The organism is Nitratireductor aestuarii, from assembly GCF_014641695.1.
Classification (GTDB): Bacteria; Pseudomonadota; Alphaproteobacteria; order Rhizobiales; family Rhizobiaceae; genus Chelativorans; species Chelativorans aestuarii.
On sequence record NZ_BMIF01000005.1, the window covers coordinates 46,368 to 61,043 of the forward strand.

Annotated in this window: 14 protein-coding genes; 5 read left to right on the plus strand and 9 right to left on the minus strand. The window is 61.2% G+C overall.

The features are described from left to right. Positions 1–44 precede the first annotated feature (44 nt). Positions 45–449: a MerR family transcriptional regulator gene (locus tag IEX27_RS09575; RefSeq protein WP_188720828.1), complete on the plus strand. Its 405-nt coding sequence runs from the start codon at positions 45–47 to the stop codon at positions 447–449. Here the strand turns inward: IEX27_RS09575 and IEX27_RS09580 are convergent, their stop codons facing one another. The 6 genes from IEX27_RS09580 to IEX27_RS09605 form a co-directional block, all read right to left on the minus strand. Beyond that, positions 450–1,535: an HlyD family secretion protein gene (locus IEX27_RS09580; protein ID WP_188720829.1), complete on the minus strand. Its 1,086-nt coding sequence runs from the start codon at positions 1,533–1,535 to the stop codon at positions 450–452. A gap of 20 nt (positions 1,536–1,555) precedes the next feature. Continuing rightward, on the minus strand, positions 1,556–3,139 hold the full coding sequence (locus IEX27_RS09585) for an MFS transporter (protein WP_188721039.1): 1,584 nt from the start codon (positions 3,137–3,139) through the stop codon (positions 1,556–1,558). A gap of 83 nt (positions 3,140–3,222) precedes the next feature. After that, positions 3,223–3,684: a MarR family winged helix-turn-helix transcriptional regulator gene (locus tag IEX27_RS09590; RefSeq protein ID WP_244630312.1), complete on the minus strand. Its 462-nt coding sequence runs from the start codon at positions 3,682–3,684 to the stop codon at positions 3,223–3,225. 187 nt (positions 3,685–3,871) lie between these two features. After that, entirely contained in the window at positions 3,872–5,395 is a 1,524-nt protein-coding gene (locus IEX27_RS09595; RefSeq protein ID WP_244630313.1) for an NAD(P)(+) transhydrogenase (Re/Si-specific) subunit beta, read from the minus strand. A 21-nt stretch (positions 5,396–5,416) separates the two neighbouring features. Then, positions 5,417–6,988, minus strand: coding sequence for a Re/Si-specific NAD(P)(+) transhydrogenase subunit alpha (locus IEX27_RS09600; RefSeq protein ID WP_188720831.1), 1,572 nt, complete (start codon positions 6,986–6,988; stop codon positions 5,417–5,419). A gap of 362 nt (positions 6,989–7,350) precedes the next feature. Continuing rightward, the gene (locus IEX27_RS09605) at positions 7,351–7,806 is read right to left on the minus strand and encodes an NUDIX hydrolase (RefSeq protein WP_188720832.1); all 456 of its coding nucleotides are present in this window, start codon (positions 7,804–7,806) and stop codon (positions 7,351–7,353) included. Between the two features lie 186 nt (positions 7,807–7,992). Between IEX27_RS09605 and IEX27_RS09610 the strand changes: the two genes are divergently transcribed. The 4 genes from IEX27_RS09610 to IEX27_RS09625 are packed head-to-tail and all read left to right on the plus strand — an operon-like array spanning position 7,993 to position 11,267. Further along, positions 7,993–8,739 (plus strand): ABC transporter permease, encoded by a 747-nt coding sequence (locus IEX27_RS09610; RefSeq protein ID WP_188720833.1) that lies wholly within the window; start codon positions 7,993–7,995, stop codon positions 8,737–8,739. Positions 8,740–8,770: 31 nt separating this feature from the next. After that, positions 8,771–9,778, plus strand: coding sequence for an ABC transporter substrate-binding protein (locus IEX27_RS09615; RefSeq protein ID WP_188720834.1), 1,008 nt, complete (start codon positions 8,771–8,773; stop codon positions 9,776–9,778). Then, entirely contained in the window at positions 9,775–10,650 is an 876-nt protein-coding gene (locus IEX27_RS09620) for an ABC transporter ATP-binding protein (protein ID WP_244630314.1), read from the plus strand. The genes IEX27_RS09615 and IEX27_RS09620 overlap by 4 nt, the downstream gene beginning before the upstream one ends. A gap of 5 nt (positions 10,651–10,655) precedes the next feature. Next, the gene (locus IEX27_RS09625; protein WP_188720835.1) at positions 10,656–11,267 is read left to right on the plus strand and encodes a zinc metalloprotease; all 612 of its coding nucleotides are present in this window, start codon (positions 10,656–10,658) and stop codon (positions 11,265–11,267) included. 63 nt (positions 11,268–11,330) lie between these two features. Here IEX27_RS09625 and IEX27_RS09630 read toward each other — a convergent pair whose 3' ends face one another. The 3 genes from IEX27_RS09630 to IEX27_RS09640 all read right to left on the minus strand — a co-directional run bounded on the left by IEX27_RS09630 (position 11,331) and on the right by IEX27_RS09640 (position 14,573). Continuing rightward, a complete protein-coding gene (locus IEX27_RS09630) occupies positions 11,331–12,152 on the minus strand; it encodes a substrate-binding periplasmic protein (RefSeq protein ID WP_188720836.1) in 822 nt (273 codons plus the stop codon). 67 nt (positions 12,153–12,219) lie between these two features. Continuing rightward, positions 12,220–13,962 carry a pyrroloquinoline quinone-dependent dehydrogenase gene (locus tag IEX27_RS09635; RefSeq protein ID WP_188720837.1) on the minus strand — a complete coding sequence of 581 codons (1,743 nt, stop codon included), beginning with the start codon at positions 13,960–13,962 and terminating at the stop codon, positions 12,220–12,222. A gap of 29 nt (positions 13,963–13,991) precedes the next feature. Next, complete coding sequence (locus tag IEX27_RS09640) at positions 13,992–14,573, minus strand: c-type cytochrome (protein WP_188720838.1); 582 nt, start codon at positions 14,571–14,573, stop codon at positions 13,992–13,994. Positions 14,574–14,676: the final 103 nt, after the last annotated feature.

Genomic DNA, 14,676 nt, shown 5'->3' on the forward strand with positions numbered 1-14,676 from the left:
TCTCGTTGTTGATCTTGGACCGACACTCATATAGGGTCTGTACCATGGTACAGAGTCAAGACCTAAATCAGCTTACGATCGGCAAACTGGCTGCGGCAGGTGGTGTCGGCGTGGAAACCATCCGCTTCTACCAGCGCAAGGGCCTGCTAGCGACCCCTACGCGTGGCGGTGGTTTCCGTACATATGGGAACGAAGACGTGCGGCGTCTACGGTTCATCCGGCAGGCGCAGGCGGCGGGCTTCACGCTGGAAGAGATCCGCGAGCTTCTCGAACTGAACGCCAGCAACAACCGGCCGCGCGCCCGCGAACTGGCGCGGCACCGCATTGACGCCCTCAACGAGAAGATCGCGGAGCTTCAGCGCGCCCGCGACGCGCTCATCAAGCTGGAGCATGACTGCGCCAGCGAGCATGGCGGCCACTGCCCCATACTCGCGTCGTTTAACGTGTGATCAGCTTCCGGCAGTGTTCGCCTTTGCGCCGGCATGCGCTTCTGCACCGGGGGCATCCGTGTCCACCGTCACGACCACCGACATGCCGGGAGCCAGATGGCTTGCGAGCTCCTGGTCGGGGTCAATTGCGATGCGAACAGGAACGCGCTGCACCACCTTGGTGAAGTTGCCCGTGGCATTGTCGGTCTTCAGTACGCTAAACTCCGAGGAAGCCGCCGGGGCGAAGCGCTCGATCCTGCCGGTCAACGCGCCGTGTTCGAAGGCATCGACCGTGAAGGTTACCGGCTGGCCCACCTGCATGTGAGAGAGCTGCGTTTCCTTGAAATTGGCGACGACCCAGATCTTCTCGGGCACCAGTGCAGTCAGCTGCGTTCCGACCGAGACATACTGGCCGACACGAGCGCCAACTTCGCCAAGGCGGCCGTCCTGCGGAGCCTTGATCTCGGTGTTCTGCAAATCGATCTCGGCCAGCCGGACGGCAGCTTCCGCCCCCTGAACGGCAGCCTCCAGCGACTGCCGGCTCACCACCGTCGCGGCGAGATCCTGGCGGGCAACTTCAAGCGAAGCCTGAACCTGTGCCAAACCAGCGCGCGCCTCATCAAGCGTGCTTCGGGCCTGATCCGAATCCTTTTGGGTGGAAATGCCCTTGGACACCAACGGCTCGATACGATGCCAGTTGGCTTCTGCGGCCTTCAGCACAGCTTCGGCCTTCTCGATCTGGGCTTCGGCAAGCCGGATCTTCGCCTCGTTCGACAGGCGCTGCTGTTCTGAATTGGCAAGTGCGGCCTTCTGGGCAGCAAGGGTCGCCTTCGCCTGCTCCAGCTTCTGGACGTAGATCCGGTCGTCGATCTTGACGAGAAGCTGACCCGCCTTGACGACCTCGTAGTCCTGCACGGCAACTTCGGCGACGTAACCCCCAAGCTGAGGGCTGACGACGGTCACCTGCCCGCGAACATAAGCATTGTTCGTGGTCTGGATGGCGCTGGTAAAGGGCGGCAGCTGCCACGTGTAAAGAACAAGCGTCAGCCCGATAAGGCCGACGACAACGGCAACAATGGTAGCGGTGGATCTGAGTAACTTATGCATGGTCGATCAATACTTCGAGGCTAGGCTGCTGCAGGCTCTGCAACAGCGGCAATCATGTGTTTGCGATAAGCGAGGATACCCATGTGGATCGCGAGACCCGCAAGGGCGCAGAGGGCAACGACGGAGAGGCTTAAAAACGCGTCGTTATAGGCAAGGACCGTCGCTTCCCGTGTGATCTGCTGGTTGAGAAGCGTCAGTCCCTGCTGGTTCATCAGGTTCGGATCGGTGGTGACCTTTCCGTAGGCGCCAGAGAACTGCGTCAGCCTCTGCACGACCGTCGGATCGGTCATCTTGATGTTCTCGATCAGTGCCGCGTAGTGAAACTTGGTGCGCCAGGTGACGAGCGTCCCCACCGCGGCGGCGCCGAACGCACCGCCGATACTCTGCGTCGTGAGAAAGACGATCACGAAGCTCAGGATGTATTGCGGCCCCTTCTTCAAGGCATTCATGAGCCCGGCGGCCATGGCTGGCGGCAGGAAGAGTGCGCCCGCGAAAGCGATCATCGACTGGCTCAGATACATCTCGGCTGGTCGCGTCAGGTTGGTTGCGCGGCTGTCCATGAATGCGCCCAGAGCCAACAGCAGAAGAGCGACAAGATGGATGGCATGTTCCCGCCCGGGCTTGAGGAAGGCGACGCAGGCAAGACCTCCAGCCACCGTCGCAGCCAGGATGATCCAGTAGAGTGAAGCCATCTGGTTGTTCTGCAGCCCCAGCGCCTGGAAGAGGCCATAGGCGCCACTCGTCTGCTCGGAAAGCACGATGCGGAAGACCAGCAAGGCTCCGGTGAAGTGCAGGACCTCCTTGCTGGTGAGCCAGCGTATATCGAGAAGCGGCGCTTTGCGATTGAGCTCGATCACGGCGGCGCAGATCACCGCGACGATTGCCACGGCGAGCATCCACCCGAGCCACGGGGCCTCGAACCACCAGTAGAAGCGCCCAAGCGTCGCTACCATGGCGATCAGCCCGAAACCGACTGCGATGAAGAGATAGCTCACCACATCCAGCGTCTGGATCACCTTGGCGCGGGGCTGTGGGGTCAGCGGCATGAGGTAGACGGCCGCAAAGGCCATCATCGCGAGAGCAATTTCCGTCACGTGCAAGCCGTGCCACTGCCACATGTCCAGGATCGTGGGCGATATCAGTCGCGCAATGATCGGGCTCAACGTGAGGTTCGTGAGGGCAAGCGACAGGCCGACGTTGAGCTTCTTGGCGGGCGGCACGCCTTCCAGCATGTAAAGGAAGCTCAATGACCCGAGCGGTGCAGCCGCCATGCCGCTGAAAAACCGCACGACAAGCGCCGACTCGAAATCCTCTGCGTAAAGGTTAAGCACGGCGACAACCACGAACGCCAGGATGCCCACTTCCGCGAAGTTGCGCAGACCGAATTGCGTGCGCGCCTTGATCAGGATCAGCGACATGCTGGCATAGGGAGCCATATAGGCAGCCAGCAGCCACATCGCCTCGTTGGTCGTTACGCCAAGTTCGCCCTGGATCTGGGGGATGTTGGCGGAAATGAGGTTCATGCCGAGGCCCTGCGTGAGGGCCAGCAGCAGGGCAGCTAGCATATAACAGGCCGTCTTCCAGAGAGGCATCGGCGGCGGCATGACACGGCCGGAATCGGCCGGCGCCGCCTGCCCTGCTGGCGCAGCTTCCTTGGGTTCTGCTTCCGCAGTGGACTGGACGGCGCTCATTCCGGGTCCGACTCCATGACGGTCGGCACCCTCTGCGACGCCTCGTTCAGCACCTTCATGGCAATCCGCAGTTCCTCTTCCGAAACATCCGGAATGATGGCTTCCCTGAGCTCGTCCGTAATCTTCTGGAGTTCGGCAGCAAGGCTCCGCCCCGCGTCCGTCAGGACGATCTGCTTGGCGCGGCGGTCGTTCTCCACGGCGCGGCGCTCGATAAGACCCTGCGCTTCCAGCGGATCAAGGAGCCGTCCGATGGTCGGTGGCTCGACCTCGAGCACCTCGGCAAGCTCAATCTGCGTCATGCCATCCCGTCTCCGCAGATGGATCAGCGTGCGGGCACGGGCGAGCGTCAGGCCCTTCTCCTTTACCCGCGCGTCAAAGAGCGTCCGGAGTTTGCGGCTCAGGATGGAAACATGCTCGAGGAACTCGGCACGCAGCTGAAAGAGATCTTTATTAGGCACGATATAATAAGCTACCTTCTTATATGGTGCGTACCTAATACTTTTCATGCTGCACTGCAATATGCGCCGTAACAATCTCACAGAATATTTATGATGTGCACGACCTGCTTCCGGCCCGCACAAATAAAAAGCCTCCCCGGATTTCTCCGGAGAGGCTTCGTCATTCTCGTAGCGATGCGTGGTCGAACTACTCGATCATAGGCAGGAGAGCGTTGATGCTGTCCTTGGCGTCGCCGTAGAACATGCGCGTGTTCTCCTTGTAGAACAGCGGGTTCTCGATGCCGGAGTAGCCCGTCCCCTGGCCGCGCTTGGAAACGAAGACCTGCTTCGCCTTCCACACTTCCAGAACCGGCATGCCGGCGATCGGGCTGTTCGGATCTTCCTGCGCAGCCGGATTGACGATGTCGTTCGAGCCGATGACGATCACAACGTCGGTCTCCGGGAAGTCCTCGTTGATCTCGTCCATTTCGAGCACGATGTCGTACGGCACCTTGGCTTCGGCCAGGAGCACGTTCATGTGGCCGGGAAGACGGCCGGCGACCGGATGGATCGCGAAGCGCACTTCCTTGCCGCGCGACCGCAGCCTGCGGGTGAGCTCGCTCACCGCACCCTGTGCCTGCGCAACGGCCATGCCGTAGCCCGGAACGATGATGACCGAGCTTGCGTCGTTCAGTGCAGCCGCAACACCTTCGGCATCGATCGCGATCTGCTCGCCTTCGATCTCCATGGCCGGACCGGTGGTGCCACCGAAGCCGCCGAGGATAACCGAGATGAACGAGCGGTTCATCGCCTTGCACATGATGTACGACAGGATCGCACCCGAGGAGCCGACCAGCGCGCCGGTGACGATCAGGAGATCGTTGCCGAGCGAGAAGCCGATGGCCGCAGCCGCCCAGCCCGAGTAGCTGTTCAGCATCGACACAACCACCGGCATGTCGGCGCCGCCGATGCCCATGATCAGGTGGTAGCCGATGAAGAACGCCAGAACCGTCATGACGGCAAGGGCCCAGAATGCACCGGTCTGCAGATAGACGACCAGAAGGACCACCGAGAGGATGGCCGCAGCGGCATTGAGGAAGTGACCGCCGGGCAGCTTCTTCGCCTTGCCGTCAACCTTACCGGCGAGCTTGCCAAAGGCGACCACGGAGCCGGTGAAGGTCACCGCACCGATGAAGACACCGAGGAAGGTCTCGACCATCAGGATGCTGATTTCAGCCGGCGACTTGGACAGCAGCTTCACGGCAAAGCCGGTCAGGCCTTCCATCTGCTGGTTCAACTGCAAGAGCAGGTCCGGGTTACCCATTGCAGCAGCCGGATTGTGCATCAGTGCGAAGAAATCCGACAGGCGTGCGAGCTCGAAATGCGTGTTGAAGCCGATGAAGACGGCTGCCAGACCCACGAAGCTGTGGAGGGCAGCGACCAGCTGCGGCATCTCCGTCATCTGCACCCGTACGGCCACGATGTAGCCGAGGATGAGGCCGATGACGAGCATCGCGGCGATCAGCCAGAGATTGCCGACGCCCGGCGTGAACACGGCAGCAGCGACGGCGATCGCCATACCGGCGATACCATACCACACCGCGCGCTTGGCGCTTTCCTGCCCCGACAGACCGCCAAGGCAGAGGATGAACAAGACAGCCGCAACGATGTAGGCGGCGATGACAATTCCAGGCTCGCTGATATGCGAGACCATCTGTTCCAGATTAGCCATTCTAGATTCCATCCCCGCCCTTTAAGACTTCTGGAACATGGCAAGCATGCGCCTCGTCACGAGGAAGCCGCCACCAATGTTGATCGCTGCGATCAGCACCGAGATTGCGCCAAGGATGGCAACCAGCCACGAGGACGAGCCGATCTGGGCCACAGCGCCGAGAATGATGATGCCGGAAACCGCGTTGGTCACGGCCATCAGAGGCGTGTGCAGCGAGTGAGAAACGTTCCAGATAACCTGGAAGCCGACGAAGCACGCCAGCATGAACACGACGAAATGCGCCATGAAGCTCGGCGGTGCGTAGTAGCCGGCAAGCAGCATCAGCACGGTACCGATGCCCAGAAGGCTCACCTGCATCCTGGTTGCCTGACGGAAGTCAGCCGCTTCCTTCGCGCGCTTTTCCTCCAGAGTAAGCTCTTTCGGCTTCTCCTTCGGCTTGGCGGCAGCAATCGCCTTGACCTTCGGCGGCGGCGGCGGGAAGGTGATGTCGCCCGCATGCGTCACGGTCGAGCCACGGATGACGTCGTCTTCCATGTTCTGGACGATCACGCCGTCCTTGCCGGGCGTCAGGTCGAAAATGAAGTGACGCACGTTATTGGCATAAAGCATCGACGACTGGGCCGCCATGCGGCTCGGGAAGTCCGTGTAGCCAACGATGGTCACGCCATTGTCGGTGACGATCTTCTCGTCAGGCCTGGTGAGCTCGCAGTTGCCGCCACGCTCGGCAGCAAGGTCAACGATCACCGAACCCGGCTTCATCGCCTCGACCATGTCGGTCGTCCACAGCACCGGTGCCGGGCGGCCCGGGATCAGCGCCGTGGTGATGACGATGTCCATGTCCGGAGCGAGCTCGCGGAACTTGGCCAGCTGCTTCTCACGGAATTCGGGGCTCGAGGGGGCCGCATAGCCGCCGGTCGCCGCACCGTCCTGGGCCTGCTCGAACTCGAGGAAGACGAACTCAGCGCCCATCGATTCGATCTGCTCGGCCACTTCCGGGCGAACGTCGAAGGCGTAGGTGATCGCGCCGAGGCTGACCGAGGTGCCGATGGCGGCAAGACCGGCAACGCCGGCGCCGACGACCAGAACCTTGGCTGGCGGGATCTTGCCTGCAGCCGTAACCTGGCCGGTGAAGAAGCGGCCGAAGTTGTTACCGGCCTCGATGACCGCGCGATAGCCGGCGATGTTGGCCATCGACGAGAGAGCGTCCATCTTCTGAGCGCGCGAGATGCGCGGCACCATGTCCATGGCGATGGTGGTGACGCCGCGTGCCTTCAGCTCTTCCAGCAGCTCGCTGTTCTGTGCTGGATAAATGAACGAAATCAAAGTCTGTCCATTGCGGAACAGCTTCACTTCGTCGGAGGTCGGCGGCCGCACCTTGGCGATCACATCGACTTCCGCGCAGAGTGACTGTGCGTCGGGGTACACGGTTACGCCAGCTTCAGCATATGCCGCGTCCGAAATCCCCGCTTTCAAACCTGCGCCGCTCACTACGGAACAGGTGTGACCTAGTTTCCCGAGTTGACGTGCGCTGTCTGGCGTTAACGCCACACGGTTCTCCCCAGGGAAAACTTCCCCCAATATGCCTATCTTCACATTGCGATCCACTTCATCATGCAGTTGGAATCTCTGCGAGCCTCAAGCCCCCGCGCTGTTCCTCGGCGGCTTCGGGGCGCTTTGATAATGTCTGATAGCCGTCCTGGCAAATGATCCTGCTGTTGTGTACGTTCTTTCCAGACTTGCCACCTGGCCCTCTCACGTATCAGCCCGCTCATTCTCCTCCGGGCAGCATTGCTTAGAGGTTTTGTGCGCATGCGTCCATATCCACTTGGCTATATCGGTATTACCTAAAATAACTCCGACAATGCCGGAGTAGCGGCGGCATTTTGCGACGGAGCGGCGCCAGGGCTCACCTCTGCCGTAATGCGGCAGCTGCGGCCTGATTCAGCACGGCACCTTCACAGAATGCGCTGTAATCTCTCCACAAACAGGCGTTGGCCAGTGATGAGCTTGTCGCGTGCTTCCTCGAGGCTGAACCAGGCAGCGCGGTCCACCTCAGGAAATGCGCTCATCCTTCCGCTGCGTGGGGGCCACTCCATCTCGAACGTGTTGCTCTGCAGGGTTGCCGGGTCGAAATCGGCTTCTAGCGCAAAGGCGGTCACAAGCTTGCCGCTCGACTGACGAATTTCACCGAGCGGAATCAGCTTGGCCGAAACGGTCCAGCCCGTTTCTTCCAGAAACTCGCGGCGGGCGGCGTCTTCCGGCTGTTCGTCCTCATCATATTCGCCCTTGGCGATGGACCACGCGCCGCTGTCGCGTTTTTGCCAGAACGGCCCGCCCGGGTGGACGAGGAGAATTTCCACACCGTCCGCCGCGCGCCTGAAGGGCAGGATGCCCGCGCTTCTTCGTGGCATGACACAACCTCCGCGACCGTTTCCGCCCTTGCTTTTTTATGCAGCTTCACAACACTTGGTCGACTGGAACAAGATTGCAACGACACTTGCTTTAGGCCGTGCCATAGCGTCATCTAACCAGGTCGAGTCTGTTGGGCGCATTGACATAAAGTAACAGGTTATTCGGTTCGACAGAGGCCCCCGCATTTGAAGATCATTCTCTATCGTATTGGCGTACTGGTTGCCCTGGTTCTGATCTGGTGGTTCTTTTCAACCATCGTCGAGCGTCAGCTGATCCCCTCGCCGCTTGCCACGTTCCACGCCGCTGAGCGCCTGATCGCCGAGGGACGGCTTTCGACCGCCCTGCTCGATACGCTCACCATATATATAGGCGGCTATGGTGCGGCGATCCTGATCGGCATTCCGCTCGGCCTGCTGATGGGAACGGCGCGCACGCTGGGCAAGACGCTCGACATCTTCATCTATGCGCTGTCAGCGACACCGCGCGTGGCCTTCATTCCGCTGATCATCGTCTTCCTGGGCCTTGGCGCTTCGGCAAAGACCTTCATCGTGTTTCTGGGAGCAGTCATGCCGATTCTCATCAACGCCTATGCGGGCGCGCTGAACTCTGATGAGGATCTGGTGGAAATGGCGCGCTCCGTCGGCGCCAGCAAATCGCGCATCTTCCGCGAGATCGTGCTGCCCGGCGCCCTGCCCTTCGCCATCACGGGGCTGCGCATCGGCGCGACGATCGGCCTGATCAATACTGTGGTGGCAGAACTTTACACAGCCGTAAGGGGACTTGGCGGCCTGCTCGCCATATATGGTAATACGTTCCGCATGGCCGAATACTTCGTCATCGTCTTCACGCTGGCGTTCATTGGCGTTCTGGTGACGACTGCCCTTCGGTTGCTGGAGATGCGCCTTGAACGCTGGCGCGGAAACGGGGCATAACATTGAAAAAATCTATCTAGGAGAGGTTGTCATGAAATTCCTTTCGAGTGCGTTTGCCGCACTGATCCTGTCCACCTCGGTGGTGGCAGCCGAGCCCTTCCGGCTTATCGTCACTGACCTCGAAACGCCGCTGGTGCCAAACTCCGTCATGGATTTGGCGCTGCAGGAAGGCTATTTCGAGCGCGAGGGCGTTGAAGTAGAGCTGGTCCGTGTCCAACAGACGCCGTCTGCGCTGGCCGCCATTCAGGCGAACGAAGGCGATATGGCCAATATCGGCACCGACGCGCTGCTGCTGCTCGTCGCCAATGGCGCCGACGACCTCAAGGCTGTCGTTTCGCCGAACAAGTCCCTGCCGTTCCTGATCGCCGGCAAGGAAGAGATTGCATCTCCCGCTGATCTTGCCGGCAAGAGCTTCGGCATCGGTCGCCCGGGCAGCATCGACCATTCGCTGAGCACCCGCGTGCTGCAGAAATATGACGTGGATGTCTCCAAGATCGACATGGTAGCGCTTGGTCAGCCCAACCAGCGCGCGCAGGCGCTCGTCGCCGGCCAGATCGACGCCACGACCATGTCCATCGGAACCTGGGCAGCCATGCCTGACACGACCGGCCTGCATGTGCTCATCAGCCAGGACGACTATTACAAGGCCGCTCCGGTGGTGAGCAAGGTCAACATCGTCACCGCCAAGGCTCTGGAAGAGCGCCGTGATGACGTGAAGAAGGTCATTGCCGCTCTCATCAAGGCTTCGCGCGACTTCGCCTCCGACCCGAACGTCTGGGTGGAAGCAATGGTCAAGGCCCGCCCGGATGTCGAGAAAGCAACGCTCGAAAGCCTCGGCGAAGCATTCCAGCAGAGCTGGAGCGTCAACGGCGGACTGAGCAAGGACGAGCTCGAATACACCACCACGGCGCTCTATGAAGGCGGTGACTTCGCCAATGTACGCAAGGTCGAGCTTTCCGAGTGGGCTGACTTCTCGGTCATCGACGAGGTTCTGGCCGAGCTCGGCGCCAACGAATCGCTGGATGCCGTGACGCGATGAGAAGCGATGCTGCAGGCGGGAGCGCGCCGAAATCCCCGATCCCGACATCTCCAATCATCGAGATGAAAGGCGTTTCCAAGGGATTCGGCGGCGGTTCGGGTGAGCGCGTTGCCGCCTTGCAGGACATCAATCTCGAACTGACCGAGGGTACCTTCACGGCGATCCTCGGTCCCTCGGGCTGTGGCAAGACCACCCTTTTGCGGCTGATCGACGGGCTGGTGCAGCCCGACGCTGGCACAGTGCGTGTCGCCGGGCATCCGCCCCGTCCTGGCCCTGAAATGGGCTTTGTCTTCCAGTCCTTCCGGCTGATCCCCTGGCGCACGGTGCGCGGCAATGTCGAATTCGCGCTGGTGGAGGCGATCGCCGATCCAGCGGAGCGCCGCCGTCGCGCCGATCGCTATATCGAACGCGTCGGACTGAGCCGCTTTGCGGATGCCTATCCGCGCCAGCTTTCAGGCGGCATGAAGCAGCGCGCGGCACTCGCCCGGGCGCTTGCCTGCGAGCCGGAAATCCTGCTGCTTGACGAGCCCTTCGCCAGCCTTGACGCGCAGACACGCGAACTGATGCAGGTGGAGCTGATGCGGCTCTGGTCGGAGCGCAAATCGCTCGCCGTCTTCGTCACGCATAGCGTTGACGAAGCCATCTTTCTCGCCGACCAGATCGTGTTGATGGGCCCGCGCCCCGGCCGCATTCTGGAGGTCATCGACGTGAACCTCACCCGCCCGCGCTGGAGCTATGACGTGCGGGCCGAGCCCCGGTTCGCCGAACTGCGCCAATACCTTTGGGAGCGCATCCGTGCGCTTGTGCTCGCCGACCCACAGTCCGACTTCTACGGTCGCGACGAGGTACAGTCCGTCTCGACGGGATCATAGGTACAATGAACCTCCTTCAGGACCTGACTATCGGCACCTTCGTGTCGAGACTGATTGCCATGTTGATGTTCAGCGGCGTTCTTGGCGGCCTGCTCGCCGTGGTCGCGCGCCTGCTGGGCGACCGGCGTCCGGAATATACGGGACGGCTGACCGCCAATCCTTTTGCGCATGTGGCCGTGCCGGGGGCACTGCTCGCCGCCATCTTCGGAATGGGCTGGATCCGCACCATGCGTTTCGATCCGGCGCAGAACCGTTGGGGCAAGGCTGGCGTCCTCGTAGTGGCGCTTGCAGGCCTCGTGCTCACGCTCGCTACGGTTCCGCTTGTCGACGTGCTGCGCAGGATCGCCGTCGATGTGCTTCCGCCGACCGGCGCCTATGCGGTGGTCTCCACGCTGATCCAGTATCAGCAGGTGACGGTCGCCTCGGCCGTGCTGAACCTGTTGCCGCTTCCGGGGCTCGTCTGCGGAGCCATCTGGCCGGCCTTCCGGCCTGATCGTGAAAAACGCATCCTGCGCCAGGAGCCCATCCTGCTCGGCATACTCGCAGCCGCGATCGTGGCGGGTTTCGTTGCAAATCCGGCAGCAAAGCTCCTGCCCTATTTCTCCGGACTGGCATAGAAAAAGCCCCCTCACGGCATCACCGTGAGAGGGCCTGAAACTGAGTCAGCACCAAAGCGGGTGTTAATCCCCTGCCCGGCCCTGGTAGCCGTGCTTCTCGATGAGCTTCTCGATCGTCCCGTCAGCAACGAGGGCGTCGATTGCCTTGTCCACCTCACTGCGCAGGAAGCTGTTGCGCGTCGTCACGACTGCACCAACATGCGTTTCGGATGGCGGGATCGGGTCGTTGGCGACCACGCGAAGGTCCTTGGCATCCTCGCGGTCCTTGAGGATCTTGCTCAGCGCCGGTTGCCAGAGGATCATGCCGGAGATCGTGCCATCCAGCACGCGCCGCGTCATCAGGTCGAAGTCGGCATAAGGCAGGCGAACCCAGGTCTCAGGCTTCGGCCGCTGGCGCGCCCAGGTGATGTAGTTCATCTCACCCATGCTGGCCATCGCCGTGCCGATGCGATCCGTCTTCGGGATATCACCGAGCTTCTGCCAGTCCTTGTTCGCCACGACGGTGACAAAGGGGATCGTTGCGTAGGGGCGGGTCAGCGTGAAGGCTTCCGACACCGGCGCGTTCGGCGAAACCGAGACGCCCATGAACAGGTCGCAGCTGTTGGTCATCGCGAGCGTGACCTCCGTCAGGAGGCCGGCGCCGTTCAGCGGAAAGCCGCCAAAGCCCTCCTGCACCTCAACGGTGAGGAAGAGAGCCTCGCCGATTGCATTGGCCACATCCCCATCGAAGGCGCGGATGACGCTGGTCCGGTCAAAGCAGACGCGAAGTGTATCGCCGCTGAGACGGACGCTGTTGTCGATCTCTTCAGGCGGAACTTCGGAGAGCTGGGCCTGAGCTGCCATCGAGGAAAGGACAAGCATCGCTGCGGTAAGAAACTTGCGCATGGTCTTGAATCCTTTTCCAAAAAAGGAAGGGGCCTTTAGGCCCCCTCCATCCTGATATCTCTGTCGATTACTGCTTCGGCAGCTTGAAGACGAAGATCGAGTTACCCGAACCGGTCGGCAGCGGGATCTCCGGGAAGGCCGAGGAGATCGAGCTTGCGGAGTTCGAGTAGCCGGTCGGAACAACAAGGTACTGCTCGCCGTCGATCGCATAGGTCGACGGGTAACCGCCGATCGGAGCGTTCAGGCGCTGCGACCAGACAACCTCACCGGTCTCCTGATCCCAAGCCTTGATCTCGCGCGCTGCGTCACCACCGAACACCAGGCCACCTGCGGTTGCCAGAACCGAGCTGGTCGGAGCCGGACGCGAACGGTAGTCCCACTTGGTGGTGCCTTCCGTTGCGCCAACCTGGATGGCCTGTACGAGACCGGCCATGGTCTGGCCTTCCGGCAGAACGCGCGGACCGAACTTCGTTGCACCAACGGCGTTACCGGCGGTGAACTCGGTCTGGGTCGGAGCAACCGTGTTGCAGGCTTCCGTCAGCGGCACGTAGTAGGCCTGGGTCAGCGGGCTGTAAGCGCCAGCCTGCCAGAGCTTGCCACCGGAAACGGAGGTGCAGACGAGGTGCTCTTCACCAACGGCCTGCGGAACCAGGTCCTCGTTGATGTGAACCGTGCCATCCGGATCGATCTTGGAGACGACGTTCTGGTACACGGTTTCCTTGTGCCACAGGTACTTGCCGGTATCGAAGTCAAGACCGAAGGCAATGCCGTTCTTGCCCGGGACGGTCACGACCATCTTCTTGCCGTCCTGCTCGACGATCATGCGCTCGAACGGGCTGTCCAGGTCCCAGTTGTCGCGGGGCAGGTGCTGGTAGTACCACTTCAGCTTGCCGGTATCGATGTCGAGGGCGAGCGTGGAGTTGGTGTAGAGCACGTTGCCATCACCCGAACCGCGGATCAGCTCGGAGTAAGGTCCAGGCATGCCGATGCCCCAAACCGTGGTGCGCGTTTCCGGATCGTAGGCGCCCGTCGTCCAGGGCGTACCACCCCAGCGGTTTTCCGGCGGAACGTCGCCCCAGCTCTTCTGCTGCTCTTCGTTATCCGGATCATCGATCGTGTTGAAGCGCCACAGTTCTTCACCGGTCTCGAAGTCATGAGCCAGGATGTAGCAGCCGCCAGCGGTACCGGCGATCGAGCAGCCGGAGATCGCGCTGATGATCTTGTTGTCTACAACGATCGGTCCAACCGTGTAGCTGTAACCGAGGTTGTAGTCGAGAACCTGCTTCTCCCAGACAACCTTGCCGTCTGCTGCGTTGAGCACGACGATCTTGGCGTCAGCGGTCGTGAGGACGACCTTGTCCTGGTAGAGGGCGATCGAGTTCTTCTGGCGGCGAGCCTGGTTCAGCTGGTAGCTCCAGCTTGCGGGCAGCTGTGCCAGCTCGTGGCGATAGGTCCAGAGGCGATCACCGGTCTTGGCGTCGAGCGCCTCGACGATGTTGTTGTTGGTCTGCAGGAACATGACGCCGTCATGAACCAGCGGAGCCGTTTCCTGGATGCCGGCCTCAGCCATCGGCCAGGCCCATGCCAGCTGCAGCTTGCCAACCGTATCCTTGTTGATCAGGTCGAGCTTGCTGAAGCCCTGGTTGTTGTAGGCGCCGCGGAAGGACAGCCAGTCCTCTGCAGGCGGGTTCGCATGCATTTCATCCGTGACGGGCGTGTACTCGCGCTTTGCATCCTGTGCATAAAGCGGGCTGCTGACCGCAACGAGAACCGTTGTTGCCGCGAGAAGTGATTTGATTGAGAATTTCACGGGGTTTCTCCCTGAAGACGCAATGAGAATTATTGACCGTTGGCCGAAGGCAGCTTCTTGCCCCAGGTAAAGGCCTGCGGGACGCTTGGCTTGGCTGCTTCAGCCGGTGCGGCTGGAGCAGGACCACCTGGAAGCTGCTTGCCCCATGTGAAAGCCTGCGGAACTGCAGTCGCCGGAGAGCTTTCTTCAGCCGGAGCTGCTGCCGAGGCAGCCGATGCTCCCGCCGCGGTTTCCGCTGCAAGCGAGACCTCATACATCTCATCGCCCACGGCCAGGGGCTTCTCACCCGGCTGGGCGCCGTTGAAGCTCATGATGTAGGCAATGATGTTGACGTAGGTTTCCTCGCCCAGTTCACCGGGCGCTTCCGGAGGCATGGCCACCGAAATGAAGTCGTAGAGACCACCTGCGGTGTCCCAGTTCATCATCACGTCACGGCCAGCAAGACCGGGCGCGTCAGGCCCTTCCAGCTGGAACCCGTGACAACGGGCGCAATTGCTGTTGTAGGCGGACTTGCCTGCTTCTGCCTGCTCCGCCGTGAATCCATCCGCCGAGGCGCTACCTGTGTAGGCCGCGGCGAGCCCCGCAACTGTCAAAAAAATGAGTCGTTTCATCCCTAGAGGCACCTGACCCTCCTGCTAAAACACTACCAGCACCACTGATAAACATAGAAATAATATCGCCATGGCAATGGTGCTTGAACAGTCCGCTGACGAA